Source organism: Pseudorhodobacter sp. MZDSW-24AT (genome assembly GCF_002794355.1).
Taxonomy (GTDB): Bacteria; Pseudomonadota; Alphaproteobacteria; order Rhodobacterales; family Rhodobacteraceae; genus Pseudotabrizicola.
This window is the reverse complement of the sequence record NZ_PGOI01000001.1, coordinates 31,640-57,009: the sequence shown is the minus strand read 5'-3', so window position 1 is coordinate 57,009 and position 25,370 is coordinate 31,640. Positions and strand designations below refer to the sequence as shown.

General features: G+C 61.0%; 31 protein-coding genes and 1 riboswitch. Of the genes, 17 read left to right on the top strand and 14 right to left on the bottom strand.

The genetic code is table 11. The annotated features are described in order from the left end of the window. Positions 1-486: 486 nt before the first annotated feature. From CUR21_RS00305 to CUR21_RS00295, 3 genes are all read right to left on the bottom strand, one after another. Positions 487-1,176 (bottom strand): EI24 domain-containing protein, encoded by a 690-nt coding sequence (locus CUR21_RS00305; RefSeq protein WP_198431587.1) that lies wholly within the window; start codon positions 1,174-1,176, stop codon positions 487-489. 4 nt (positions 1,177-1,180) lie between these two features. Next, positions 1,181-1,753, bottom strand: coding sequence for a nitroreductase (locus tag CUR21_RS00300; RefSeq protein ID WP_100195018.1), 573 nt, complete (start codon positions 1,751-1,753; stop codon positions 1,181-1,183). 123 nt (positions 1,754-1,876) lie between these two features. Next, entirely contained in the window at positions 1,877-2,119 is a 243-nt protein-coding gene (locus CUR21_RS00295; RefSeq protein WP_100195017.1) for a hypothetical protein, read from the bottom strand. Positions 2,120-2,263: 144 nt separating this feature from the next. On the opposite strand from CUR21_RS00295, the gene CUR21_RS00290 reads away from it, so the two are divergent. From CUR21_RS00290 to CUR21_RS00275, 4 genes are all read left to right on the top strand, one after another. Beyond that, positions 2,264-3,004: a M48 family metallopeptidase gene (locus CUR21_RS00290; protein ID WP_100195256.1), complete on the top strand. Its 741-nt coding sequence runs from the start codon at positions 2,264-2,266 to the stop codon at positions 3,002-3,004. Between the two features lie 76 nt (positions 3,005-3,080). Continuing rightward, positions 3,081-4,373: a DUF2254 domain-containing protein gene (locus tag CUR21_RS00285; RefSeq protein ID WP_157791904.1), complete on the top strand. Its 1,293-nt coding sequence runs from the start codon at positions 3,081-3,083 to the stop codon at positions 4,371-4,373. 64 nt (positions 4,374-4,437) lie between these two features. Continuing rightward, positions 4,438-4,701 (top strand): DUF6455 family protein, encoded by a 264-nt coding sequence (locus CUR21_RS00280; RefSeq protein ID WP_232622628.1) that lies wholly within the window; start codon positions 4,438-4,440, stop codon positions 4,699-4,701. Between the two features lie 49 nt (positions 4,702-4,750). Beyond that, positions 4,751-5,128: a YigZ family protein gene (locus tag CUR21_RS00275; protein WP_100195015.1), complete on the top strand. Its 378-nt coding sequence runs from the start codon at positions 4,751-4,753 to the stop codon at positions 5,126-5,128. Here the strand turns inward: CUR21_RS00275 and CUR21_RS00270 are convergent. From CUR21_RS00270 to phoU, 4 genes are all read right to left on the bottom strand, one after another. After that, positions 5,125-5,481, bottom strand: coding sequence for a thiol-disulfide oxidoreductase DCC family protein (locus CUR21_RS00270; protein ID WP_100195014.1), 357 nt, complete (start codon positions 5,479-5,481; stop codon positions 5,125-5,127). The genes CUR21_RS00275 and CUR21_RS00270 overlap by 4 nt on opposite strands. Before the next feature lie 89 nt (positions 5,482-5,570). Continuing rightward, entirely contained in the window at positions 5,571-6,050 is a 480-nt protein-coding gene (locus CUR21_RS00265; protein ID WP_100195013.1) for a 6,7-dimethyl-8-ribityllumazine synthase, read from the bottom strand. 74 nt (positions 6,051-6,124) lie between these two features. Beyond that, a riboswitch (FMN riboswitch) is annotated at positions 6,125-6,263 on the bottom strand. 70 nt (positions 6,264-6,333) lie between these two features. Then, entirely contained in the window at positions 6,334-7,026 is a 693-nt protein-coding gene (gene phoB, locus CUR21_RS00260; RefSeq protein ID WP_100195012.1) for a phosphate regulon transcriptional regulator PhoB, read from the bottom strand. A gap of 8 nt (positions 7,027-7,034) precedes the next feature. Then, on the bottom strand, positions 7,035-7,757 hold the full coding sequence (phoU, locus tag CUR21_RS00255; RefSeq protein ID WP_100195011.1) for a phosphate signaling complex protein PhoU: 723 nt from the start codon (positions 7,755-7,757) through the stop codon (positions 7,035-7,037). A gap of 367 nt (positions 7,758-8,124) precedes the next feature. Here phoU and CUR21_RS00250 point away from each other — a divergent pair, with 367 nt between their 5' ends. The 4 genes from CUR21_RS00250 (at position 8,125) to CUR21_RS00235 (ending at position 12,158) form a co-directional block, all read left to right on the top strand. Continuing rightward, on the top strand, positions 8,125-9,858 hold the full coding sequence (locus tag CUR21_RS00250; protein WP_100195010.1) for a DUF4153 domain-containing protein: 1,734 nt from the start codon (positions 8,125-8,127) through the stop codon (positions 9,856-9,858). Positions 9,859-9,944: 86 nt separating this feature from the next. Beyond that, positions 9,945-10,532, top strand: coding sequence for a heme NO-binding domain-containing protein (locus CUR21_RS00245; protein WP_100195254.1), 588 nt, complete (start codon positions 9,945-9,947; stop codon positions 10,530-10,532). A 99-nt stretch (positions 10,533-10,631) separates the two neighbouring features. Then, on the top strand, positions 10,632-11,615 hold the full coding sequence (locus CUR21_RS00240) for a GGDEF domain-containing protein (RefSeq protein WP_232622627.1): 984 nt from the start codon (positions 10,632-10,634) through the stop codon (positions 11,613-11,615). A gap of 48 nt (positions 11,616-11,663) precedes the next feature. Beyond that, on the top strand, positions 11,664-12,158 hold the full coding sequence (locus CUR21_RS00235) for a Dps family protein (RefSeq protein WP_100195008.1): 495 nt from the start codon (positions 11,664-11,666) through the stop codon (positions 12,156-12,158). 105 nt (positions 12,159-12,263) lie between these two features. On the opposite strand, the gene CUR21_RS00230 is transcribed toward CUR21_RS00235, so the two are convergent. Together CUR21_RS00230 and CUR21_RS00225 are read right to left on the bottom strand one after the other, a co-directional pair. Beyond that, positions 12,264-12,746, bottom strand: coding sequence for a hypothetical protein (locus CUR21_RS00230; RefSeq protein ID WP_100195007.1), 483 nt, complete (start codon positions 12,744-12,746; stop codon positions 12,264-12,266). 152 nt (positions 12,747-12,898) lie between these two features. Then, the gene (locus CUR21_RS00225) at positions 12,899-13,708 is read right to left on the bottom strand and encodes a response regulator (protein WP_100195006.1); all 810 of its coding nucleotides are present in this window, start codon (positions 13,706-13,708) and stop codon (positions 12,899-12,901) included. An 89-nt stretch (positions 13,709-13,797) separates the two neighbouring features. On the opposite strand from CUR21_RS00225, the gene CUR21_RS00220 reads away from it, so the two are divergent. The 4 genes from CUR21_RS00220 to CUR21_RS00205 all read left to right on the top strand — a co-directional run bounded on the left by CUR21_RS00220 (position 13,798) and on the right by CUR21_RS00205 (position 17,962). Continuing rightward, positions 13,798-13,959, top strand: coding sequence for a NepR family anti-sigma factor (locus CUR21_RS00220; protein WP_232622626.1), 162 nt, complete (start codon positions 13,798-13,800; stop codon positions 13,957-13,959). Continuing rightward, the gene (locus CUR21_RS00215) at positions 13,956-14,531 is read left to right on the top strand and encodes an RNA polymerase sigma factor (protein ID WP_100195005.1); all 576 of its coding nucleotides are present in this window, start codon (positions 13,956-13,958) and stop codon (positions 14,529-14,531) included. Before CUR21_RS00220 ends, CUR21_RS00215 begins: the two co-directional genes overlap by 4 nt. Further along, positions 14,528-16,327 carry a sensor histidine kinase gene (locus tag CUR21_RS00210; protein WP_100195004.1) on the top strand — a complete coding sequence of 600 codons (1,800 nt, stop codon included), beginning with the start codon at positions 14,528-14,530 and terminating at the stop codon, positions 16,325-16,327. Before CUR21_RS00215 ends, CUR21_RS00210 begins: the two co-directional genes overlap by 4 nt. Before the next feature lie 75 nt (positions 16,328-16,402). After that, complete coding sequence (locus tag CUR21_RS00205; protein WP_100195003.1) at positions 16,403-17,962, top strand: phospholipase D-like domain-containing protein; 1,560 nt, start codon at positions 16,403-16,405, stop codon at positions 17,960-17,962. A 79-nt stretch (positions 17,963-18,041) separates the two neighbouring features. Here the strand turns inward: CUR21_RS00205 and CUR21_RS00200 are convergent, their stop codons facing one another. Genes CUR21_RS00200 through CUR21_RS00190 form a run of 3 tightly spaced genes read right to left on the bottom strand, consistent with a single transcriptional unit; the run spans position 18,042 to position 19,736 of the window. Further along, positions 18,042-19,103 carry a hypothetical protein gene (locus CUR21_RS00200; RefSeq protein ID WP_157791903.1) on the bottom strand — a complete coding sequence of 354 codons (1,062 nt, stop codon included), beginning with the start codon at positions 19,101-19,103 and terminating at the stop codon, positions 18,042-18,044. 24 nt (positions 19,104-19,127) lie between these two features. Then, entirely contained in the window at positions 19,128-19,508 is a 381-nt protein-coding gene (locus CUR21_RS00195; RefSeq protein WP_100195001.1) for a phage holin family protein, read from the bottom strand. A 21-nt stretch (positions 19,509-19,529) separates the two neighbouring features. Further along, the gene (locus CUR21_RS00190) at positions 19,530-19,736 is read right to left on the bottom strand and encodes a PLD nuclease N-terminal domain-containing protein (protein WP_232622625.1); all 207 of its coding nucleotides are present in this window, start codon (positions 19,734-19,736) and stop codon (positions 19,530-19,532) included. 260 nt (positions 19,737-19,996) lie between these two features. On the opposite strand from CUR21_RS00190, the gene CUR21_RS00185 reads away from it, so the two are divergent. Further along, positions 19,997-20,170 (top strand): DUF1328 domain-containing protein, encoded by a 174-nt coding sequence (locus CUR21_RS00185; RefSeq protein WP_100195000.1) that lies wholly within the window; start codon positions 19,997-19,999, stop codon positions 20,168-20,170. A 176-nt stretch (positions 20,171-20,346) separates the two neighbouring features. On the opposite strand, the gene CUR21_RS00180 is transcribed toward CUR21_RS00185, so the two are convergent. Then, complete coding sequence (locus CUR21_RS00180; RefSeq protein WP_157791902.1) at positions 20,347-20,850, bottom strand: hypothetical protein; 504 nt, start codon at positions 20,848-20,850, stop codon at positions 20,347-20,349. A 7-nt stretch (positions 20,851-20,857) separates the two neighbouring features. Here CUR21_RS00180 and CUR21_RS00175 point away from each other — a divergent pair, with 7 nt between their 5' ends. Further along, entirely contained in the window at positions 20,858-21,772 is a 915-nt protein-coding gene (locus CUR21_RS00175; RefSeq protein WP_157791901.1) for an exopolysaccharide biosynthesis protein, read from the top strand. Here the strand turns inward: CUR21_RS00175 and CUR21_RS00170 are convergent. Continuing rightward, positions 21,769-22,794, bottom strand: a complete 1,026-nt coding sequence (locus CUR21_RS00170; protein ID WP_100194997.1) for a sensor histidine kinase — start codon at positions 22,792-22,794, stop codon at positions 21,769-21,771. The genes CUR21_RS00175 and CUR21_RS00170 overlap by 4 nt on opposite strands. A 430-nt stretch (positions 22,795-23,224) precedes the next feature. On the opposite strand from CUR21_RS00170, the gene CUR21_RS00165 reads away from it, so the two are divergent. The 3 genes from CUR21_RS00165 to rbsK all read left to right on the top strand — a co-directional run bounded on the left by CUR21_RS00165 (position 23,225) and on the right by rbsK (position 25,362). Beyond that, positions 23,225-23,899: a Crp/Fnr family transcriptional regulator gene (locus CUR21_RS00165; RefSeq protein WP_100194996.1), complete on the top strand. Its 675-nt coding sequence runs from the start codon at positions 23,225-23,227 to the stop codon at positions 23,897-23,899. An 87-nt stretch (positions 23,900-23,986) separates the two neighbouring features. After that, positions 23,987-24,439 carry an RbsD/FucU family protein gene (locus tag CUR21_RS00160; RefSeq protein ID WP_100195251.1) on the top strand — a complete coding sequence of 151 codons (453 nt, stop codon included), beginning with the start codon at positions 23,987-23,989 and terminating at the stop codon, positions 24,437-24,439. Positions 24,440-24,441: 2 nt separating this feature from the next. Beyond that, a complete protein-coding gene (gene rbsK / locus CUR21_RS00155; RefSeq protein WP_100194995.1) occupies positions 24,442-25,362 on the top strand; it encodes a ribokinase in 921 nt (306 codons plus the stop codon). Positions 25,363-25,370 lie beyond the last annotated feature (8 nt).

The window sequence follows — 25,370 nt, the reverse complement described above, 5'->3', positions numbered from 1 at the left end:
GGGCGCGCCTTTGTCTTGCACGTCGGCCGCCGCGGTTGATCCCGCCGCGGCCAGACGGGCGCGCAGCCCTCCCGGCACAAGGGACGCGCCAGTGGCAGCGCGGCCGTTGCCCAAGACCAGCCTCCATCAAACCGCACAGCCGATCCCGGCGCTGTTCTCTGGCCCTACGGCGGGAGTATTTCAGAAAGGTGCAAGGCCATGAAGGGCAGGGGGATGCGGCCGATCGCAAAGGCTTGCCGCTCTCCGCCTTGCGCGCTGTCTGAATTGCAGCTTTTCCAAATACTCTGGGGTGAGCCGCCCTCTTCGGGCGGCGAGGGGCAAAGCCCCTCACGCCGAGGCGGTTGGCCGCAGGCCAGAGCCGAGACAAGACGATTGCGGCGCAGCCGCTCTTTTGTCTGTCCTGCGGGCCCGTTCGTTAAAAAGGTCTGAAAGCTGCAAGGCTAAGTCATTGAGATGTATGTAGCTTCAGTCTTGTAACACAGAGGGTCATGCATCCCGGTTCAGCCGATGAAACAGATGGGTAAAGGTTGCCGCCCCCAAGACCGGGATCAGCAGGTTGACCAGCGGCAGCGACAAGGGTGCCGCCATCAGGATCCCCGCGAGCCAGATCTTGCCCCCATGCCGCCCCCGCAGCGCCTTCGCCCCCTGCCGCCCCAAGCGCCGCATCGCGACGAGGGTGAAGTATTCCCGCCCCAGCAAAAACCCGTTGACCGCCCAGAACACCACCGGAACGAACGGCCCCGCAAAGGCATAAAGGATCAGGGCCAGCGCATTGACGGCGATCAGCAGGGCAAAGAAATTGGCCGCATCCACCAGCGCATCCCCCCAAGCCATGCGCGGCACCGACGGCAAGCTCGGGTAGTGCCGATCCTCAACCGCCTGCGCCACATCCTCAAGGAACAGCCCGGTGAAAGCCGAGGCCACCGGCATCATCAGGAACACTGACAGCCCGATCATCAGCACCGCCGATCCCCAAGACAGCAGCGTCTCCAACCCTGTCACCGGGCCGACAAACGGGATGTCGATGGTCTCGGGGGTGACGCTTTGGATCAGAGCCAGAAAGCCCGCATAGACCGCGATCAACAGAGCCAGCGTCAGAAGCACGCCCAGCCCCATCACCCGCCGGAAACGCCGATCCCCCAGTTGCAGGACAGCTTTCAGAAAATCGCCAAGGATCATGTCAGCCCCAGCTTACCAGCCGCGACAGATCGGGGCGTGGACGGTCGGCAGCCATCGGGCCCGGAGTGGCGATGTGAATGATCCCCGCCACCGTCTCGTGATCCGCGCAGCCAAAGGCCAAGGCCCGGAACTGCGCATCATGCGAGGGCCAGCCCGACAGCCAGCACGCCCCCCAGCCCGCAGCTGTTGCAGCGTGCACGATGTTCATGCACAGCGCCCCGGCGGACAGCACCTGTTCCGCCACAGGCACCTTTTCGGCGTCTTTCGGCGAAGAGATCACCACCACAGCCAACTGCCCGCGGTCAAACTGGCCACGCCCTTTCTCGATCTTCTCGGCGTCGCCATTCAGAGCGCGTGCGCGCTTTTCTGCCAGATCGGCAAGCCGCGCCATCGCAGCCCGCTCGAGCACGACGAGTCGCCAAGGCTCAAGCTTGCCATGGTCAGGCACCCGCGTCGCCAAGGTCAGGATCTGCATGAGCTGACCACGATCGGGCACCGGGCCTGTGAAGGTCTTTGCGCCGGGCGAGCGTCGGGTGGCAAGGTAGTCGAGAACGGCAGGGTTGGGGTCTGGCATCTGTGGCTCCGGTCGGTTTGACGCCAAGCTAAGCGCGAGGCTCGCAGAATGCCACCCTGCCGCGCAGCTGGCCTGCACCATGCGCCTGCTTGCCGGGGCGACCGGATTGGTCGTGCCTCGGGTCTAGGGCTTGGACGGACGCTCGATCCGGTAGCTGCCCTCGGGCAGATCAAGCGCTGCCGCAAGATCGGCAAGCTGGCCCATGGACAGGCTGATGCGCACCACATCGCCAGAGACCGGATCTTCCTGTTCCAGAACGACACATTCTTCAAATGCCAGAATGGTTACGTCCTCTTCCAGCGGGTCTTGCCCTTCGTCAATCAGCGTGATGACGGTCGCATCAAAATCGTGTTCGATTGTAAACATAAAGGGAGAGTAGCCCTGCAGGCGCCGCGAGGGCAATGGCAATTGCGGCGTGATTTGCAACTTGGCGTGAGGTCAAGCGGGGGGCCTTTCGTCTGCGCAGGCACCTGCTATCTTCGCCACAAAAATCTCATGCACGAGGCGGATATGGGCATTCAAAGATTGGCTTTGGCGATCGGCGTTGCCGCTTTGCTGGCAGCCTGCCAGCCAGTCGCTTACCCGGCAGGCGGGGCGGTCGTTTCCCCCACGCCGCTGCCAGTGCCCGCGGCGCCCGCCTTCGAAGGGGTATTGCCGCCTGAGCAGGCTGCGCGCAATTTTGTGGCCGTGGTGAACCGGGTTGAGCCGGTGGCCGAAGCGATGTGCCGGGAACGCAACCCGCGCAGCAATTGTGACTTCCAGATCGTCGTCGATGACCGCCCGGGCCAGCCCCCAAATGCCTTTCAGACCCTCGATCGAAACGGCCGCCCGATTGTGGGCTTTACCCTTGCGCTGATTGCGGATGCGCGCAACGCGGATGAGATCGCCTTTGTGGTGGGCCACGAGACGGCGCATCACATCGCAGGGCATATTCCTCAAGTGCAGCGCACTGCGGTGACGGGGGCGGTGCTGGCAGGCGTTTTGGCACAGGCCTCTGGCGCCCCGCCTGACGCCGTGCGTGCGGCGCAGCAGATGGGGGCCAACATGGGGGCCCGGACCTATGCGCGCGAGTTCGAGCTTGAGGCCGATGCGCTGGGGGCCGAGATCGCCTTCCGGTCGGGTTTCGATCCAGTGCGGGGTTCGGCCTTCTTTGACCGATTGCCGGACCCGGGCGATGAGTTCTTGGGAAGCCACCCGCCAAACGCACAGCGCAAGGAGATTGTGCGGCGCGTCGTGGCCGGCCTGCGCTGATCCGCTTGTGTCATTGCATCCGGGGCTTATCTCTGCTCAGTCAAGCGTGACGAGGGCAGGCGAGGGGCGCGCGCAGATGATTGGCACACGGTTCATGTTCGAATTGCGCCGCGTCTGGCGCAAGCTGTGGGTCAGGACATCGGCCTTCGCCTTGGCAGGCGTTGCGGTGGTGGTGCTAACGCCGCTGGTGTCGCCGCTCTTGCCGGACTGGCTTGCCGAGATCGAAGCTGCCGAATCGATTGAGAGCATCCTGAGCATCCTTGCCTCGTCGATGTTGGCCGTGACCACGTTCTCAGTCTCTATCATGCTGACAGCCTATAACGCTGCATCCGTGTCCGGAACGCCGCGTGCGGTGTCTTTGCTGAAAGAGGACGTCACCTCACAGATGGTGCTGGCCACGTTTCTAGGTGCGTTCCTGTTTTCCTTGTTCGCGCTTATCGGCATCCGCAGCGGTGTTTTCGATGCTGCCGGGCGAGTCGTGTTGTTTTTTGCCACGATGTGGGTGACGCTTGCGGTGGTCATTGCCCTTGTCCGCTGGATCACGCACCTGACCAACTTTGGCAGGCTGATCGACACAGTCAGCCGGGTTGAAACGGCGGCTGCCGAAGCGATGAAGGCGCGGGTGGCGGCACCTTACCTGGGAGGGGTGCCGCCGCAGGGACCGGTCCAAGGATGGGTGCCAATCTACCCAGAAAAGTCAGGATATCTGTGCCATGTCGATATGCCTGCGCTGCAAAAGCTCGGGTCCGAAATCAAAGGCGCGCCCATCGGGCCGGTGATCCGGTTGGATCTGGTTCCGGGCAGCTTTGTCCATCGCAAGCGGCTGCTGGCATGGCTGGCACCCGAGCTTGCGCAAGGTCCAGAAAGCGATGATCGGCTGGAGAGGGCGCGGCAGGCCTTTACCATCGGCACGGCGCGCACCTATGAGCAAGATCCCCGTTTTGGACTTTCGGTCTTGTCCGAGATTGCGGAGCGCGCACTGTCTCCGGCGGTGAATGATCCGGGAACGGCGCTGGATGTTTTAGGTCGACAATTCAAGATCTTGGATCTGTGGACACAGCGCGGGACTGCGGCAGAGGCGGAATATCCGCTGGTTTCCGTGCCCGGATTGGAAATGCAGGACTTGTTGGAAGACGCCTTTGCCGGTGTGGCCCGTGATGGCGCTGGTGTCATTTCGGTGCAGTTGCGGCTTCAGAAACTTTTGGCCGCGCTCGCCCAGACCGACCCCGCGCAGTTCGGAAACGCCGCACTGCGGCTATCTGACCGCGCCTTGGCCGAAGCGCGCAAGACGGATCTTTATGCGGAGGATCTGCGGCGCCTTGAGCAGTTGCACGCGGCTTTGCGCGAAAGTTTGCCACCGTCGGCTTGATCTGCATCAAGGCAGGAGCCACCCAAGGGGCGCACTCTGATCTGCACGGTGCCAAAGCAAAGGTATGGCGATGATCGGATATGCGGAAAGCCCGCTGGCTTGGGGTTTGACACGGGGAATGGCAAGGCTGCTGGGGGTCAATCTGCCGTCGGCTGTGGTGGAAGGCTGGTTGACCCGTCGCGAGTTGGGGCAACTGGTGGCGCGCTGCGAGGCCTGCGGTCAGAAATCGGCCTGCACGGCATGGCTGGCCATCGCGGCTGGCACACCCTGCCTTCCAGTCTTTTGTCCAAACAAATCAGCTTTGGAAGTCTTGTCGCTGCGGCATTGACCTTTCTCCTAGCCGCCTACAGGACAGGGTGGCAGCGAAAGGGGGCAGGATGATCCGACTGGACAAGGTGGTGAGCGACCGCGGCTCTCGCTACACGGTGACGGGTGGCAGGGTTGCCGGGCGGGCAGGGGTGGATAGCTTTTTGCAAACGCTCAAACGCGAAAAGAAATTCGCCAAGGCAACGCATAACACTTGGGCGGTGATCCTGTCAGACGGTGGCCCGCTGAAGAATGATGACGGGGAGGCTGGCGCCGCTGCGGTGATCTTGAAGATGCTGGAGCGCGAAGGGCTGACGGACTGCGTGGTGGTGGTCACAAGGTGGTATGGCGGCGTGCATCTGGGCGGCGACCGCTTCGCCCATGTCGTAACCTGCGTGCGCGCCTTTCTTGAGGCATGGCGCCAACAGGGTGGGGTGCCGAAGGCTTAGCTCTGTCGGCGCCGATGCGCGCGATAGAGAAGAGGCGCGAGAACGTGGTCATAGGTGCGCGCCGCCAGCCAGTGGACCCCTGGCAGTCCGGTGAGCCAAGCCAACCAGCGCAAATGTGGCAACTCGCCCCAAAGCGCGCGAAAGGCCGCAAGACCAGACAATACCTTGCCTTGATGCCAAACATGCAGGCGCCGCGCGGCGTCGTCCGGGCTCAACCCCCAGTCGGCGGCCCGCTCAAGCGTGTCAAAGCGGATGGGCAGCCCGTCGCGCAAGGCGCGACGCTGATAGGCGGTGATTTCTGCCCGGCACAGGGGGCAGGTCCGATTGTAAAGAACGCGGGTTTCTTTGGTCATGGTGCGCAACCTAGCGCCGGGTCCTCATCGCGCCAGTGCGGCACCCAAGCGCAGGTGGGTGCGGCGCCAGTAGCCGCACCCATTTCTCCTCAGGCTTGCGCAGGAAGGGCCAGTTCTGCGTTGAGGGTAAGAACCTGGCGCACAGCCTCTGCCGCCTCGCGACCTTTCTTCACAAAGTGATTTGCGAAGAAATCGGTCAGGGCTTCGGTCGGCTGGAAATTATGCGGGGTGAGCGAGACCGAGAACACCGGCACGTCGGTGGTCATCTGGGCTTGCATCAACCCGTCGATGACCGCTGCGGACACGAAATCATGCCGATAGATGCCGCCATCGACGACAAAAGCGATTGCGACCACGGCATCATAACGCCCGCTGCGTCCCAATTTCTGGGCAAGGAGCGGCATCTCGAATGCGCCAGGCACGTCGAAACTGTCTATATGTGCGTGCGGCAGGATCTTTGCGGCTTCGTTCAGAAAGCTGTCATGAGCGCGGTCTACAATCTCGCTGTGCCAGCGGGCGCGGATAACGGCCACTCGGGCCGAAGAAGGATAGGCAGGAGGGTTGGTCATTTTGGAACCTTTGCGTTGCTGCGTCAGGTCCCAGAGCACAAACGGACACGGCCCGCCGAAAGTCGGCGGAACATGGCCATTCTCTTTCATCCGGACTATACCGTCGGCCCCGGAGTTTCACCGGATCTGCTGACCCAAGCGCCTTGGAAAAGGTGCTTGGCGCTCGCGGGCTATACCGCCGGTGGGGAATTGCGCCCCGCCCTGAGAACGCCGCGTGGCTAAGCTGTTTCGCGTTTCAGGGCAAGTCCGGATTGTCGTCTGCGGCCACGGGCGCCCGTCAGGCTTATCCCAAGGCATAGCCTGCACCGCGCACCGTGCGCAGCGGGTCTTCTCCCCCATTCTGCATCAAGGACTTTCGCAGGCGGCCGATGTGCACATCGACAGTGCGACTGTCGACATAGATGTCGCGTCCCCATACGCGATCGAGCAACTGCTCGCGCGACCAGACCCGACCGGGTTTCTCCATGAAGGTCGAGAGCAGACGAAACTCTGTCGGACCGAGTTTAAGCACCTGATTGCCCCGGTAAACCCGGTGCGTTTCTGGATCAAGGCGGATGTCATCCCATTCCAGCACCACGCCGATGGAGGAGGGGCGCACCCGCCGCAACTGCACACGCGCGCGCGCCATGAGTTCCAGCACTGAATATGGCTTGATGACATAATCATCGGCTCCGGTTTCGAGCCCGCGGATGCGATCCACCTCTTCGGCGCGGGCCGACAGCATGATGATCGGAATCCCCCGGGTTTCCGGACGCATTTTCAGCCTTCGGCAGACTTCGATGCCCGAGAGTTCGGGCATCATCCAGTCCAGGATGATGATGTCGGGCATCTCTTCGTCGACCAGCATCAGCGCATCTTCGCCATTCGCTGCCTGCACAACGCGAAAGCCTTCGGCTTCCAGATTATAGGCCAAGACTTCGCGCTGCGCGGGTTCGTCCTCGACCAGTAGGACAACGGGTTGAGAGGTATGAGCCATCGGTGACCTCAGAGGGTTGTTGTGGGTGTATCGGTCAGCGAGGTGAGGTCGCCTTTGGGGCGTTCCTCATCGGGCATCCTGCCGTTGACCAGATAAAGAACCTGTTCTGCAATGCCGGTGGCATGGTCTCCGACGCGCTCGATGTTCTTGGCGATAAAATGCAGGTGCATGCAGGGTGTAATATTGCGCGGATCTTCCATCATATGCGTGAGGAATTCGCGGAAAACAGAATTATACATTTGATCCACTTCGGCGTCGCGGCGGCGGACATCTTCGGCCAGCCGGGCATCGCGGGTGACAAACGCATCCAGCGCGTCTTTCAAAAGGCCGACGACAGATCGCGCCATGCGCGAGATGGAGCCTGCGGACCCGTTGACCGGCCGCATCTGATTGAGCACGAGTGACCGTTTGGCGAGGTTCTTCGCGTAATCGCCTGAGCGTTCGAGCGAGCCCACGATCCGCATCACTGTCAGCACAGTGCGCAGGTCTGTGGCCGTCGGGGCGCGCAAGGCGATGATGCGGGCGCATTCCGTGTGGATCTGATCTTCCAAGGCATCGATGTCGCGGTCGCCGGCACGGACTTCGGCGGCCAGCGCCTCGTCGCGGGTTTCCAAGGCGGTGGCGGCCCGCAGCAAGGCGTGCTCGACCAAGCCCCCCATCTTCATCACAAGTGCCTGAACACCTTCGAGGTCGCGGTCAAAGGCAGAGCTGATATGGGGGTCGCTGATCATGATCTTGGGTCCTTTGCCGATCTGGCCGGAGAGAGATGATGGGCGGGCGCATCTTGCGAAGCGCCAAAATGCTGCGCGTATTGTGCTGGCCAGACCATCGCCACACGGGTGCTGAGGGCGCAGGGTGCCGGGTCAGAACTTTGTAACGCGACGGTCATGGCAGGCAGACTTTCCTGTTGTCCCGCTCTACCAGAGGGCGAAGACGAGTCGATCTTGCCTTCCTTACTTCGGCGGCATGACCCTCATGCGTCAGTTTTGTAACAGGTAAATGACAGTCATCAATCGGCTCTCCACTGTGCAACCTCTGGCTCTTTGCGGCGCTGGAAGTTAGGTTTCGCCGCGCGGCACTTGGGACAAAGGGCAGGGTATGGACACTCTTATCACGCGGCGGGCCCTCTTGACCGGCACGGGTGCGGTGGCGGGGCTCGCGCTTTTTGCGCTGTCAGAGCTTGCCGCGCACAGTCTCCTGATCGGGCTGCCACTTCTGGCTGTTGCGACCTTGATCGCCGCCTTTTTCGCAGCCTTGCTTGCGATGGCGGGACCGCTCACCTTGGGCCGGGCTGCCGTTGGCGCAGCGCTTGTCGCGGTCACTGTCACGCTGCTTTTGACTGTCGCCGCCCTTGGGTTTGCCCCGGCACAACAGGTGTTGGACAGTGCGCATGCGGTTCTCGGCGCCGTGATCCTGACGCTGGTGCCATTGCCTTTCTGGATTGCGCGGCATGGGGCAGGGTGGCGCGACTATGCGACCTTGTTCCGCGAGACTTGGGCCATGGTGGTGCGGGCAGTCGCAGCTTGGGCCTTTGTAGGGTTGGTCTGGGCGATGATCCTGCTGTCTGACGCCTTGCTCAAGGCGGTCGGGATCGATCTGATTGACCGGATGATGGATACCGGGCCCTTCAACTGGCTGGTGACGGGCGCGGCGCTGGGGTTGGCACTTGCGGTGGTGCAGGAGCTTTCAGAGTATGTCAGCCCCTATTTGATCCTGCGCTTGCTCCGGCTCTTGCTTCCCGTGGTTTTTGTGGTGTCGGCTGTGTTCCTTCTTGCGCTGCCGTTTCGCGGGGTGACGGGTCTGTTTGGATCATGGTCTTTTGCCGTGACTTTGTTGACGATGGCGGGGGCTGTGGCCGCATTGGTCAGTGTTGTGATCGACCAGTCTGACACAGAGGCGACGGCAAGTCCTGTTCTGGCGCGCATCGCGCAAGCGATGGCACTTATGCTGCCCGTTTTGGCGGGTCTTGGGGCTTGGGCTGTCTGGTTGCGTGTGGCGCAATACGGATGGACACCTGACCGTCTGTTTGCCAGCCAGGTCGCCGCATTGGGCTTGGGCTATGGTGTGCTTTACGCGCGGGCCGTGGTGAGTGGTCCGGCGTGGATGGCAAAGGTCAGACAGGCCAATGTGATGATGGCTTTGGTGCTTATGGCGATGGCGGCGGCGAGCATGACACCGATCCTGAGTCCGGAGCGTCTTTCGGCCAACAGTCTGATGGCGCGACTGGAAGATGGGCGTTTGCCCCTTGCCGAACTGGACCTGAGCCTGCTTGACCGCTGGGGGAAACCGGGGGCAGAGGCTTTGGCGCGGCTTGAACAAAGGTCAGCAGAACCGGGGCAGGAGGCTTTGGCCGAATGGATGGCACAGACCCGCTCGCCCTCCAAGGCGGCGGATCGCGAGTCTGTGTTGGCTGAAGTCGCCACCCTGATGCCTTTGCAGCCGGAAAGCGCGTCAGCGACGCGCGACATCTATCTGACTGCGCTCGACACCTATCGTCTGGGCGCCTTGCGTGAAAGCTGTGTGCGGCAGATGCCGGGCGGCGGGCCGGGCTGTGTGATGGTGGTTGCCGATCTGCAACCGGGGCTTCCCGGTGAGGAAGCACTGCTTCTGGAATACAGTGCAGGAGGCTATGTGCAGTTTACCGGCTTTCACAATGATGCCCTGCATGGGCCAAGCCTGCGTGAGGTTTTGCCCGCCAACGGTGCCTTGCCGCAATACGAGGCGGGGGAAGCGCTTATCCGCGCTTGGCAGGCGTCTCCGCCGGCTGCGATGCCCTTATCGGTGAACCAGTTGAATCTGCCGGGTGGTGGCGGGCTCATTCTGGCCCCCTGACTGTAAGTCGCAGGGTTTGCGCAAGGCTTCTTTAACATCGCCGACCTAGACTGGCACGGATTACCCAACCCACACGGGAGATGGCCATGCTGGGGCTGATCAATCGCGCGCTGGAAGACTTTTTGAAGCGACGGCACGGTTCAGCGGTCTGGCAACGGGTCGTGCTGCGGGCGCAGTTGCCGTTCGATAGCTTTGAGCCGCTGCTCAGTTATGATCCGGCACTGACCGAAACCGTCATTCGCGCGGCCTGCGTGGAACTCGGGCGACCACGGGAGAGCATTCTGGAAGATCTGGGGACCACTTTGGTCTCTCATCACGATCGGGATGGACTGCGCCGCCTGCTGCGATTTGGCGGTGTCACCTTCCGTGACTTCCTGCATTCTTTGGAAGAATTGCCAAACCGGGCGCGCCTCGCCTTGCCGGATCTGCATTTGCCGACAATCGTTCTGGAAGATCGGGGAGGCGGGCAGTTTACTATTCGTGCGCTGCCGCCGTTTGCTGGCGCGGGGTTCATCCTGATCGGATTGCTGCGCGCCATGGCAGACGATTACGGCGCCTTGGTGCTGCTGGACATGATGCCGTCTGAGCGGGAGGAGGATGTGATTTCCGTTCTGCTGCTGGATGAAGCCCATTCGGAAGGGCGCAAGTTTGACTTGGCCCTGCGGGCGTCATGATCCGGGCGTGTCGCGATGGATGAGCTCTGGCCGTCAAAACCAACCGAGGGGTTTGCGGGTGTTGCGCTGCCTGTCGCTGGGCTGGATCGTCTGATACCCATGCATTTGCATGTGTCAGCGTCAGGCCAGATTTTGGGCATCGGTGCGACCCTTGCCAAGATCGTCGGCGGCGCAAGGATGCCGACAGCGTCTTCGGAGAGCGGACAGCATTTCTTCGATCTGTTTGAGGTGCGCCGACCTTCCGGTGTGACGGAAATGGTCCATGTGCGGTGTCATGAAGGAAAGCGCCTGCATGTGGCCCTGCGCGGCGGGGGGGCAGAGTTTCGCGGGCTGGCGGTGGCTGATGCCTTCGGCGGTATGGTGATGAATCTTTCCTTCGGAATTGGCGTCGCGGATGCGGTTCAGGCGCACGCACTCACAGATGCCGATTTTGCAGCCACGGATCTGACGGTAGAACTGCTCTATCTGGTTGAGGTGAAGCGGGCCGTGATGGACGAACTGCAACGCTTGAACCTACGCTTGCAAGGCGCAAAATCGAAAGCGGAAGAGCAGGCCCTGACAGATACCCTGACAGGATTGCGCAACCGCCGTGCCCTTGATTTGGGCTTGGCGCAGGCGGTGCTCTCTGCGCAGCCCTTTGCGCTCATGCATCTGGACCTTGACCGTTTCAAACAGGTGAATGACAGCTGGGGACATGCCGCTGGTGACAAGGTCTTGCAAGTGGTGGCTCGGCTCTTGTCGGGTGAAACAAGGTCGGGCGATCTGGTGGCGCGGGTGGGGGGTGACGAATTCGTGATCCTGATGCCCGGAATGGCCGATCCATCGCGGTTGCGCGCCGTCGCGACGCGGATCATCGCGGCCTTGGCAAGGCCGATTTCAGTTGAAGCAACGATGTGCCAGATCGGCGGCAGCATTGGGCTGACTGTCTCGACCCACTATGAAACTCCCGCCCCCGAGGTGATGCTGCGCGATGCGGATCTCGCCCTCTATGCGGCCAAGCACGCTGGACGGGGGCAGGTGGTCGTCTTTTCGAAGGATCTGGCAATGGGCGAAGGAACCTCGGCGGACGGACCTGCGTTTTGATGGCAGAGCGCTGCCATGTCCGGCGGTGCGTCACCGAAAGGATTTCTCATGTCAGAAGCACTGAAGGCCGTGCCAGCGGCAGACAAGATCGACACCGGCATCACAGGCGTCACCGCCATTTCTAAAGGCCTGAGCGAGGCACTCGCGGACACCTATCGCCTGCTGTTCAAGACACATGCCGTCCACTGGAACGTTGAAGGTCCGCTGTTCCACTCGATCCATATCCTGACCGAAGCGCAGTACAACAATCTGTTCAAGGCGGCCGACGATCTGGCAGAGCGTATTCGTGCCTTGGGCCGGATCGCACCCTATCAATTGTCTGAAGTCACCAAGATGTCTTGCGTCAAGGATCCTGCCAAACTGGGTTCGGCGCAAGAGATGGTGGAAGACCTCGCCGGAGAACATGAAGCCGTTGTCCGCCGTATGCGGGATGTGATCGGCCGCGCCGAGGACGGTGAAGATGTGGCAACTGCCGATTTGCTCACTGCACGCGTGGCCTTCCACGAAAAAGCCGCTTGGATGCTGCGCGCCACCTCCAAGTAAAAACGCAAGGGCCCGGGGTGCAGTGCTCTCCGGGCCTTTTCTTTCACTTGGCGCAAATGAAAAGGCCCCGGATCACTCCGGGGCCTTTCATCATTGGGGTTTCGATCACTTGATACGGGTCACAACACCATCGGCGAATGCGGCGATAAGTGCGGCGTAATACTCGGGCGTGTCGGTGAACGCGCCATCCAACACCGCACCGTCCGGCGCAAAGGCTTGCGCTGTCAGGGCCGTCACGGTCAGCTCATAGCTGTCGAATTTGGTATTGTCGGTGTCGCTGGTCACATTCACCGAGCCGACCAGAACAGCATCTTCGAGGTTCAACTGGTTCTGGAACGAGTTTGCCAAGGACAGTTCGTCGATATCGACGCTGATCTTCACGCCATCTTCGCCAACCCGGTCGACAAGGCGCGCGAGGATGGCATTCTGCAGATCAGCCGCCGTGTTTGCCCAGTAGCTCGCAGCCTCGGCATTCGAGATGGCGGTGATATCGGCGGTCACGTCGATTTCTTTCACCATCGTGTCCTGCGCGAATGCGGCCTGCGCGATGAAGAGGGCGGTGGTTGCCATAAGAACTTTGCGGAACATGAAAAGATCCTTCCAGATATGTGATGCGAAGGGCAGCCCTCGCTTGCACAGAGAACGCAATCCGGCCTGAGGAGTTCCACGAAGCTCCTGAAGTTCAATAAAAAACGCCTGCCACGAGGGCAGGCGCAAGGTGGTGTGTGAAGGGACAAAACTCAGGCGTGCAGGGTCTCGGTCGAAGAGAAGAACATGGCTTGGCTGACGGCCGAGCGCACTTGCTCTTCCGAGAAGGGTTTGGTGATCAGGAAAGCCGGTTCCGGTTTGTCGCCCGTCAGCAGCCGCTCGGGGAAAGCGGTGATGAAGATGACCGGGATATCGTCGAATTGGGCCAGGATATCATTGACCGCGTCGATCCCCGACGAGTCGTCGGCCAGCTGGATGTCCGAAAGGATCAAGTCGGGGCGGTCGCGCGCGGCAAGCTCGACCGCTTCACGGCGTGTTCTGGCAACGCCTGTAACCTTGTGTCCGATCTGGCCCACGATATCGACGATGTCCATCGCGATGATGGCCTCATCCTCGATCACCATGACCTTCCCGGTCACGGATGCCTCCATCTCGCGAATGGCGGCGTCCAGAAGCGCCTGCACTTCGGTCTCATCATGCGCCATGATTTCGGCGATGGCGGGGCGGTCAAAGCCTTCAATCGCATGGAGCAGCAACGCCTCGCGCGAGTTGGGCGTCAGCCCTGCCATGTGGACCTGCGCCCGTTTGGCCAAGATGTCATCTTCGGTTTCCAACGGCGCGCCAGCACTGGCCCAGACGCGGTGGAAGCAGTGGAACAATCCGATCCGTGGTGTAGAGGCTTCGCGGACCGGCGTATCTTCGATCAGAATGCTTTCCAAGGTCGCGGCAGCGTAACGGTCGCCGGTATCTTGGCTGCCGGTGAGCGCACGCGCATAGCGACGCAAAAACGGCAGATCGGCCGCGATGGCCGATGTCAGATCGAAGGTCGCGGAGGCAGTCATTATTTTCTCCCCAGTTTCGTTTTCTACGGAACCAAACGCACTGGCGTCGCGTTTGGTTCCATGAATAAATGCGGGATCGGTAGAGTAGCATGATGATGGAACATATGTCGGGTGACAACCAGAAATCCAGTTTGCGCAAAGACATTGATGAAAACCTGAAGCGTGTCTACGAGGCGGCGCTGAAGGAAGAAGTGCCTGACAGGTTTAAGCTTTTGCTCGAGCAGCTGAAAGCAAAGGAGGCTGGCAAATGAGCAGCGCCCCCGTCACCCATGCAGACCCGCGTGACGAGATGGCAACCCACATTCCTTCCCTGCGTGCCTTCGCCATCTCACTGACCCGCAATGTGAGCGAAGCCGACGATCTTGTGCAGGAAACCATTTTGAAAGCTTGGTCGAACATCGAGAAGTTCACCGTTGGCACTGACATGCGCGCGTGGCTTTTCACGATCCTGCGCAACACGTTCTTTTCGTCCAAGCGCAAGACGCGGCGCGAAGTGTCCGATACCGATGGTGTTCACGCAGCTTCAATGTTTGAGAAGCCGCATCATGACGGGCGTCTCGCTTTCACCGATTTCAGCCATGCATTCGACAAGCTGTCGCCCGAGCATCGTGAAGTTCTGATCCTTGTGGGCGCGAACGGGTATTCCTATGAGGAAGCGGCGCATATGATGGGCGTGGCTGTCGGCACTGCCAAAAGCCGAGCCAATCGCGCGCGTGCCAAATTGTGCGAGATGCTCGGTCTTGCTGAGGGTGAGGATATTCTGGCGGAACAGTCGGGGGCAACTCTGGCGGTGATGGGACGATCGGGTATTCAGGCAGCATGACGAAGTTGGCCGCGATACCGCGGCGGTTTTCAGGACTTGGATTTCGCCTCATGGCCGTGATGGGGGTTGCCCTATTGCCGCTTGCCATCCTTAGCTATGTTCAAGGACTGAAAACCGCGCAGCTGGCCGAAGCAAGGGTCACAAATGTAATCAAGGGTGAGACCTTGATTGCAGCCAATCCGCTTATTGCAGAACTGATGAAGGCGCAGGCGAAGGCTGCCACCTTGGCAACGGCTTTGCCTGCCGTCGTGCAAGGGGATGTTCTTGCGAACCTGGATGCCTGCCGCAGGCTTATGGACAATCTCGTCGATGCCAACATCGGGGTGGTTACATTTGCTGGCTATGTGGATGTGAACGGCCAGATGGCGTGCGGCGCGCGCAACGAACAGCGCGATCTTGCCGGAACAGAGGCTATGGCCATCCTTCTGGATGACCCGGGCCCTAAAATCGCGGTCAATCCCTATGGACCAGTCACCCAAGCATCGGTTTTGATCGTGTCGCACCCTGTGGTGGATGCCGCCGGAAGCTTGATGGGATTCGCCTTTGTTTCCTTGCCACATGAGGCCTTGGATCAGCAGACAAAAACGGCGTCAACAACAGACGACCAGCCGCTTGCGCTTATTACTTTCGATGCGAACGGGGCTTTGCTGACGTCCTCGATCGGGATGGACGCAGCCGAGCAAAGCCTTCCAGCGGGCCGGGATCTTGCGAGCTTCACGCGCAACAACAACGGCCGCAGCTTTATCGCAAGCACGCCAAGCGGCGAGCGGCGGGCCTTTGCCGTTGTCCCCCTACAGATCGGGTCACTGTATCTGATTGGGTCTTGGCCTGCCGACCGGCTCGACAATACCATTCTCGAAGGCGCATTGCCTGCCTTCATGTTTCCGATGCTGATGTGGGCGGCCAGCCTTTTGGTGGCGTGGCTTGCAGCAGAAAGCCAAGTCTTGCGCCATGTACGTCTGCTCCGCGACCGTATCACCGCTTTTGCGGCTGGGGAGCGACAGTTGCCGGAACTCAACATGGACGGTGCCGCCATCGAGCTGCGTTCGGTGGGCCGCGCCTATGAGCGCATGACCGATGCCGTCGTGCGCAATGAAGCGGATCTGGAAAACACGATCCATCAAAAGGAAGTGCTGCTCCGAGAGGTGCATCACCGCGTGAAGAACAACCTGCAACTCATTGCTTCGATTTTGAATATGCAGTTGCGGGGGGCGCGGACTGCGGAAGCGAAGGAAGCGATGCGCACGGTGCAGGAGCGCGTGATCAGCCTCGCCACGGTGCACCGCGAACTGTATCAGACCAGCGGATTGACAGACGTGCGCGCAGATGAGCTTTTGCCGCGCGTCGCGGGTGATCTGCTGCGGATCGGCTCTGCCCCCGGCCGCCGCTTTGAGTTGGTCGCCAGTGTGGATGATATTCGTCTGACGCCCGACCAAGCTGTGCCATTGGCGCTGTTTCTGACCGAAGGCATGGCGAATGTGATCAAGCATTCTTGGAATGCAGGTACTGCCGGGTCCACCGTAGGACTGCGGTTGGAGCGCACGGGCGGTGGGATCGCAAGATTTACGCTGCGCAACAGCCTGCGCCCCGTGGTGGCTCAGGGCGACGATCCCTTGGTGCCGGGCAGCGACGGTTTTGGCTCTCAATTGCTGACGGCATTCTCTCAGCAGTTGAACGGGAAGGTGACTCGCGGTCGCGAAGGCGATGAGTATCTGCTTACAATGGATTTTCCGCTGCGCCCGCTTTCAGAAGCCGAAGAACGGTCTGCTGCGTCCAGAGAGGCGCCGCGCGGGTAGGGGGAAGCAGAAGAGGTGTCCCGCCTTGGGACAAGCCAAGGACGGGCTGCGTCCATCACAGTGACAGGCTGAAAAATGAACGCCGACACCCTGCCCGACGCAATGCCGAAGGTGTTCATCACGGCGGCCGAGGCCTATCCGGCCTTGGAAAACGCGTTTTTGACCGCCGAGACAGAAATCATCGCCAGTTTTCTGGTGTTTGACCCGGAAACCCGCCTGCGCTCTGCGCAGGCGCAGAACGTCGGACCGCGCTGGTTCGACCTGATCGTCGACTGTCTGCGCCGCGGTGTGAACATCACGCTAAAACTCTCGGATTTCGACCCGATCGCGCGTGCCGCGATGCATCGAGGGACGTGGCGCAGCATACGCTTGTTGCAGGCCGCAGCCGAAGTTGCGGGGCCGGGTGCAGGGAAGCTCAAAGCGACGGTCGCGCGTCATCCGGCCGAGACAGGTTCTCTTCCCCGGTTCTTGTTGTCGCCGGTGATCATGAAGCGCGTGTGGCGTCTGTGCCAATGGCTGAACAAACAGCCGGCCGACCTGCGCGCGGCTGCCTTGCGTGAGATGCCCGGTGCTGCCGAACTTATCGTCGTTCGGCCAAATGGGACCGTGCGCCCAAGACTCTGGCCGGTGCCGCGCCTGTTCCCCGGGACGCACCATCAAAAGATTGCCGTGTTTGATCGCCGCCTCCTGTATGTTGGTGGTCTGGACCTCAACGAGCGCCGCTACGACGATCAGGATCATGAACGCCCGGCGGATCAGACTTGGCATGATGTGCAGATCATCGTCGAGGGGAAGGTGGCAGAAGACGCGGTGCGCCACCTTGAGAGCTTCGAAGCCGTGACCGCAGGCGATATGCCCCCGGTCGAACGCGGCGACTTGCTGGTTACACTCTCGACACAGCGGCGCAGGCCTTTGGTGCGCTTTGGTCCCAAGCCCGTAGTTCAAAGCATATTTGACGCGCATTGTGCTGCGATTTCCAAGGCGAAGGGCCTGATCTATCTGGAAACCCAGTATTTTCGCGATGGAGCTTTGACCCGCGCGCTTTGCGCGGCCGCAGCCGCGCGGCCCGATCTGCACCTTCTGCTCATGCTGCCGGGGGCGCCCGAAGAACTGGCCTTCGAAGGGCGGACGGGGCTCGATTCCCAAGTCGGGGAATGGCATCAGGCGCGCTGTCTGCGCCGTCTGCAGCGCAGTTTCGGGGCGCGTCTCTTTATTGGCAGCGCCGCCCAGCAAAGGCGAGGCAGGCCGGACAAGACGGTCGGACGCGATCATCTCAAGAACGCGCCGCTGATCTATATTCACGCCAAGGTTTCGGTCTTCGACCATGTGGCGATCATTTCATCCGCAAACCTGAATGGTCGTTCCATGCGATGGGACACCGAGGCGGGCGTATCCTTGACAGACCTGAACGTTGTCGATGACATCCGGCACCGCTGTATGGCGCATTGGCTCCCGGAAAAGGCCGACCAACGTTACTTTGCGCCAGAAACTGCGGTGGCTGCGTGGCGCGGGCTCGCGCTGTCGAATGCGGCGCGGCCTCCTGAATCTCGGCAGGGGTTTGTTTTGCCCTATGATGTGCGGATCGCCGAAAAATTCGGAACACCGCTGCCCTTCCTTCCCCCTGAAATGGTGTAAAAAAAGCCCCATGGCGCGAAGCCATGGGGAGGTGGGGTTGCCTTGAGGAGGCAGGGGAAAGACAGGGTAGGGACCGCGTTTAACGCGCGCGACCGCCCGTGAGTTTGTCGGCAAGCTTTTGGGTCGCCTTCCGGCGGCTGCGGGTCTGCGCGCTTACGCGCTTTGCCGCGTCGTTGACCTTGGCGCTCGCACGGCGCGTGGTCCTGCGCGCGGAGTCTTCAATGTCCTCCGCGGCATCTTCTACCGTCTCGACAACGCTTCGCCCCTTGTCGCGTGCATTTTCAAGGATTTCCGACAGATCGGAGACCATGGCCAAGGCGGCCTCGGTGCCGCGTGCGCGCAAGGCACTGGCGGCCTCGCCAAATGCGCGGCTGGCCGCACTGCGCTCGGTGTCAAACACGTCCCGGGCTTTCTTCATCAGATGCTCGGCAGACTGGCTCAGCGATTCTCCCTCGCGGCGGTTGGCCTGCAAGGCGGTTGCCAGTGCCGCGCCAAGGGCAACGGCGACCGCAGCGGAAGCGACGGGATGACGCCGCAGGATGTTGCGATCGTCTTCTTCTTCGGTAAGCTCGTCAAACTTGTCTTCGACAGCCTCCGCGCCCGAGGCAAAGGCCGCATAGGCGCGCTCACGGGCGGCGATGATGCGGTCTGCGGCATCAGCGCTCATGTCTGACAGGCCATGTGCAAACGCAGATGCAAGGTCGGAGGCGAGATCTGCGGTGACAGCGGCTTTTTCACGGGCAAATGCAGCGGCATCGTGGCCCCTTTCTGACATGTCGTCATAGAGGGCGGCGAGCCGCTCGCGGGCCGCGTCGCGTGCGTCATCAGCCTTCGCCTGCCAGTCTTCCAACGTGTCAGAGACGCGCTCGGTCAGGCTCTGGTCGTCTTTTTGACCGAACGCGAGCCAAGCGAGACCGGCCCCTACCAGCACCGTCGCCAAAGGATGTGTGCGCAAGGCGCGCGTCGCGGCGGTTGCGAGGACGGTTTGACCCAGAGGCCCGGTGGCGAGGCCAAGCAAATCATCCGATGCGTTTCCACCCCCGACCAAGCGACCGGTCAGTCGCCCAATCGCTGCGCGAAGGGCATCTTCAGTTGCGCGGGCCTCATTGAAAAGCGCTTCAGATCGACGGGAGCGTGCCATGTGAATCTCCAAACTTAAAATGTATCAGGGGCGGGTGGCGGGACGCGTCTCGCCAGAGCCCGCGAGGGGTGAAAGGGGAAGGGTCGCGCGTTTGACGAGGCGGCCTGCGACCAGCACGAGCACCACGGCGGCAAGAGCGCAAACGCCCGCACCCGTCAGCAAAGATTGCAGCGGCGTCAGGCCCAGCAGGGCAAGCCATAATAGGCCTGCCTGAACCAAAAGTCCCAGCATGATGACAACAAGGACCATGGCCATAGCGCCCAGCACGCCTGCCGTTACAAGAGAAGACGCGCGAACCCGAAGCTCTGCCTTGAGAAGAGCCAGCCGAAGCTGGACGGTGCGCCGCGCCAGCATGACAAGATCAAGCAACGGGACGAGCCAGCTTTCGACACCAGAGCGCGACATCAGGTTATCCTGCCAAACCGGTCATATTCTGCGCTGCGCAGCGCGCGGGCCCAGGAAGAACCACGCGATGAAGCCGATGATCGGCAGGAAGATGATGAGAAGGGTCCACAGAACTTTCTTGCCGGTGCTGGCGGAAGACCCAAAGACCGAGATGATCGCCCAAAGATCAAGGGCGAGGATCAGAAGCCCCCCGAAACCGGACAGTTCAAACATGCTAAGCTGGTTCATCTCGGATCACCTTTGTGGGTCAGCGGTTCTGCCATGGCGCGCGGTCACGGCATTCTGGCTTGACAACGCGCCTTGGCGTTCCGGGTTCCCTGAAAATCTTGAACGCAGAAACAGCTCGGCTGATGTGCAGGCTAAAGAAGCCGCCATCGCACCGCGTTATCGGAAAATGCGGTGCCGGGGGAACCCTGGGCAGCAGCGCACGTTGACCATTCATGAGCGCTTAGGCGCATAGACCTGAACCAGATTTATAGGAGATTACCATGCTTGGTTGGGCATTGACGTTTCTGGTCGTGGCATTGATTGCAGCGGCTCTTGGCTTTGGCGGCATCGCAGGTGCCTCGGCCTCTATCGCACAGATCCTCTTCTTCGTGTTCATTGTGCTGTTTGTGGTTGCGATGATCGCACGTGCCGTGCGGGGGCGTCCTCCGGTGTGATCGGGCCGTGACACCATGTTGATATGCTAGAAAAGGTCGTCCTCCGGGCGGCCTTTTTTGTCGCGCGGGGTCTGTCTATCGCTGATCAATCTCGCGCTGACCCAACACCAAAGCGTCAAGGTGTTGGGTTGTAGGCTCTTGCAGGTATGCGATGACCGGGGGCGCTTGCCGGTTCTTCAGCGGGGCGCGTTCTGGGTGGCGCTGTCCCAGACGGGCTCCAGCGCGCCGGGCTTGCGCAGTTGCGCAAGGGCCTGCTCCGTGGCATCCGACGCAGGAGACAGTGTCAGCGGCTGCCGGATGGGAACCACCGCAAATTCCGCGGGCCGAGCGGTCAAGGCGCGACCTGCATGATGGGCAAAGCTGATCAGCGACAGGTGCAGGCGTCCGTCTTTCGTGTCGCCATAGGTGAGGAATACAACACGTCTTGCGCCGCCAGCCACAAGCTTCCGCGCTTTGGCGACGGCGGTGAGGAAATCGGTCCCGGCCTCGGTTGTTCCGGGCCCTGCTCCACAAAGGATGTAATGCACGGCATCCTTGGAAGTCGCCGGGGTGTCGGTCATCGCCACCTCGGGCCGGGCGAGTTGGGCACCAGCCCCGATCAGGGCCTGCATCCAAAGCAGCTTGAGGCTGGGTGAGGCAGGAGAGAGCTTGTGCGGCTGAGGGTCCGTAACGGTCATCATGCGCTCCATGAGGCAGGGCACCCCGAAGGGCGGCATCCCAGTAACGCGCACAGGGGGGGCAAAAGTTCCGATCTTCCGGATAGGCCGGCAAAAGATCGCCTATCTGACTGCTTCTGACTGTGAGAACGCCGCGAGGAACCCATTTATGCAAGGCGGCGTTGCGCTAGGGAAAGATCGCGACCCCGCCGCCGCGTTTTACAGGCGGTCACGACCGACGAAATTTATAGATAAAGGGCTTTTCATGTCTGCCAATCAAAGCGGTTCCGATTTTCACGGCGCGGGAATGGTGGAGGGCGGCCCCAAAAATCCGAAGGCAGATCACCGCACCGAAGCAGATGGCAAAAAAGATGCGGCGGCGGATTTGCAGGGCGTCATCTCCCAGTTGAGTGACGCTGCCGAAGGTGCCGAGCGCGTGTCCTTGGGGGATCTCGTGGATGCGATGGGGCGTTCCTCCATGGCCGCGGTTCTGCTGGTTCCAGCGCTTTTGCTGATTTCGCCGATCAGCGGCGTGCCCGGGGCCTCGGTGGTGGGCGGGATCGTGATCGCCCTGATCTCTGCGCAAATCCTTCTCAGACGCGAAAAGGTCTGGCTGCCCGAGTTTATCCGAAACCGGACCTTGCCGGGCAGCACATTGCGCAAAGGTCTCGAATGGTTGCGCAAACCCGCGCGGCGTTTCGACGGGCTCGCGCCCGCCCGACCAGAAGGCGGCAGACATGCATGGTGGATGCCAGTGCTGGCGGCGATGTGCCTGCTTCTGGGCCTCGGGATGCCCATGCTTGAGCTGATCCCCTTCTCGTCATCGATCGTCGCGACACTGATCGCCGCACTCGCTCTGACCATGCTGACGGGGCGTCTTACAATCGCGATGGTTGCGATCGTGCTGGCGTCGGCAGCGATTTATGCGGTGGTCTGGCTGATCTAGCCTCTTCCCTCTTTCCCGTCCACAGCGTGAAGCGGGATGGTCAATGTCACGCGCGTGCCATCGATTTTCTCGAAGACCAGTTTGCCACCGAGTTGTTCGGTGAATTGCAAGGCCACGCGCAGGCCGAGACTGCGCGACTTTTCTGGTGCGAAATCGGTGGGAAGGCCTTTTCCATCATCCTGCACGATGATGACTGCCTCTGAACCGCGGCTGAACATCTTGAGGTGAAGATGCGTCACTGCATCCTTGTCTTGATGCGTCGCATGCTCGACCGCATTCGAGACGAGTTCGACAATGATCAGCGCCAAGGGCGTTGCTTGATCGCCGGTGACGACAACGGGTTCCACATCGAAGTCCAGGACGATCCTGTCGGACAAGGCAGAGTTGCTGACCACTTCAGGCAAAACATCGCGCATCAGCTGGCCCATATCCGTGCTTTGACGCTTTGGATTGTGCAATTGCCGCTGAATGTTCGCTACCACTTGAAGGCGGGCGGTCGCAACATCCAAAGCCGCGCGCGCAGCTTCGTCTGACACGTTTCGACGTTGCATCTTAAGCAGCGATGCCACCACCTGAAGGTTGTTCGACACACGGTGCTGCAATTCATGGAACATCGTCTTGTTCGCCTGAGCGAGCGTGTCAGAGCGGTCTTTCTCGATCTCGAGCTTGCTAAGCGCGTAGCGCATCGCATGCAGCAGAACCAGTTCGGTTGTCGCAATAAACATATAGAAAACAAGCGCAACCACGCTTGGGAAGGTCACCGAAAAGCTTTGGTGTGGCGCAAGGAACCAATACCACGCCGCAAGCCCGCAGACCACAGCCACCACAATTCCGGCCCGCGTTCCTGCAAAATATCCTGTCAGGATCACGGCAGGAAAAAAGGTCAAATAGGGAAAGCCCGGTGGCAAAACCGGATCGAGGTAATGGCGTAAAGCAATCGAGACAACAATCGCAAGACACGCAAAGCAAATTTGAAAGGCAGGACTACGCTGTGCGACAGCCCAAAGTCGCAGTTGTTCCATTCCGTCTATTTACCCTATGTCCGGTTCCTGCCCGGCGTCAGGCAAAGGTTATCCCAAGCCAATGGCATTGCAATGGCTTTCCGCGCGAACGACCTACCGGGGGCAGGCCGTTCGTAGGGCCGCCCGGGTTTGCTGTGCTCGGGTCGGCATGTCAAGTCCGCGCATTGCGGCAACCGGGTGAATCGGCGTCTTACTGTCATCCGCGCGTTACACCTGCAGTGGCCGAGCCCTCCAAACCACTGGTCGAAGCGGATCGGCACCTCCGCCGCGACAAGGATCATGTTTGGCATCTGACGACTTTCTGAAACTCAGAATGTGTCATGGAACCAAAAATGGCCTCCCGCACTTAACTAGGACATATTCAAGGAGGGAAAAGTTGAAAACAAGTTGCCGTGCCTGCCCTTTGCGCCAGTGCGAAGCGTTTTTGCCAATGACCGACGATGAAGTCAGGTTCATGGAGCGTTTCAAGAAAGGCGAATTGTCGGTTGCGCGCGGGGCCACGATCCTCTCAGAGGGCGAGCCAAGCGGGCAGCTTTACACCGTCCTTAGTGGACTTGGTCTGCGTCACAAGACATTGGAAAATGGCCAGCGTCAGGTTCTCAACCTGATCTTTCCGGGCGATTTTCTGGGTTTGCAGGCCGGGCTGATGGGGGAGATGGGCCATTCTGTCGAAGCGGTGACGCCAATGGTTCTGTGTGTCTTCGACCGAAGTGGCCTCTGGTCTTTGTTTCAGAACAATCCCGCGCGCGCCTATGATCTGACATGGATCGCCGCTGTGGAAGAGCATTTTCTGGGCGAGACTGTTGCAACCATCGGACAGCGCGATGCGACGGCGGCCTTGGCTTGGGCGTTTCTGCGGATTTTCCGGCGCGGCGAAAGCCTTGGACTGGTGCGTGACGGCAAGATGTCGCTGCCTTACCGCCAGCAGGATATGGCAGATGCCTTGGGCCTGTCTCTCGTGCACACCAACAAGCGCCTGCAACGCTTCCGCGCGGCCGGCTTGATGGACTGGTCACGCGGCATCCTGCACATTCCGGATCGCAACGCACTCGCAAGCATTGCCAATCTGCACGACAGGCCTGCCGAAAAGCGGCCCATTCTTTAGCGGGCGCCCCCCTTGCGGCGCACGCCGCCAGCGGGCAATCTGACAACCGCCAGAGCATAGGAAATGCTCTGGGAGGGGGAGATTGGGATGCTCAAGGGAATTGACCACAGATTGAACGCAGATGTTCTGGGGGCTCTGCGCGCCATGGGACATGGCGATTACATCGTGGTGGTGGATACCAATTTTCCCGCCGACAGCATCGCGCGGTCAACCGCGACGGGGCGTTTGCTGCGGATGGAGAACCTGACCTCGGCGCAGGCGGTGCAGGCGATCCTGACGGTTTTGCCACTCGACACATTCGTGCCAGATTTCGCAGGGCGCATGCAGGTGGTGGGAGAGCCCCATACGGTCCCTGACGTGCAGGCCGAAGTGCAGGCCGAGGTGGACAGCGCGGAAGGAATGTCACGCCCGCTTCCCGGAATCGAGCGGTTCTCCTTTTATGATCTGGCGCGTGGGGCCTATGCGGTGATCCAGACCGGAGAGCGACGGTTCTACGGCTGTTTCATGCTGCGCAAAGGCGTGATCGGACCTGAGGCGTAACCATGCAGCAGCCTATTGTGATCTTGGGGATTTTTGTGGCGGATGCGGCCTATCGTGCGGACCGCTTGCCGCGCTTGGGTGAGACCATTCTGGGGCAGGATTTCAGATTGGGGCCCGGCGGCAAAGGGTCGAACCAGTCGGTCGCGGCAGCACGCGCCGGGGGGGACGTTCATTTCATCACGCGCCTTGGCCGCGACGCCTTTGCTCAGATGGCCTATGACCTTTGGGAAAAGGCCGGGGTCACGCCCGCAGTAACGGAAGATGCGGAGAGTTACACTGGCTCTGCGTTCATCTTTCTGGAAGCCGCAACCGGGCAGAACGCGATCATCGTGGCACCCGGCGCGGCCGCGCGGATCGCCGTCGCCGATGTCGAGGCACGGCGCGGGCTTATCGAGGCGGCGGGCCTGTTCATGACCCAGCTGGAACAGCCGTTGGACGCGGCCATGCACGGCTTGCGCATTGCGCGCGCGGCAGGCGTGCGCACCATCCTTAACCCTGCGCCAGCGGCAGATCTGTCGGATGAGATGCTGTCGCTGTGCGATCTCATCACCCCCAACGAGTCCGAGGCCGAGGGTCTGACAGGTGTGAAGATTGCCACACGGGCCGATGCTGAAGCGGCCGCTGACCGGCTGATCGCGCGCGGTGTCGGCGCTGCGATCATCACCTTGGGGGAAAAGGGTGTGCTCTACCGCAAGGACGGGCAAACGTTGCATGTGCCTGCCCGCGCCTCTGGCCCGGTGGTCGATACGACCGGGGCGGGTGATGCGTTCAACGGAGGGCTTGCTGTTGCGCTGTCGCAAGGGGCGAGCATGGAGCGGGCGCTCCAGTTTGGCACCGCGGTCGCAGGGATATCCGTCACCCGTCATGGCGCCGCGTCATCCATGCCGACACGTCCGGAAATTGAGGCCTTTCTGGCGAGCTGACGCCTCAG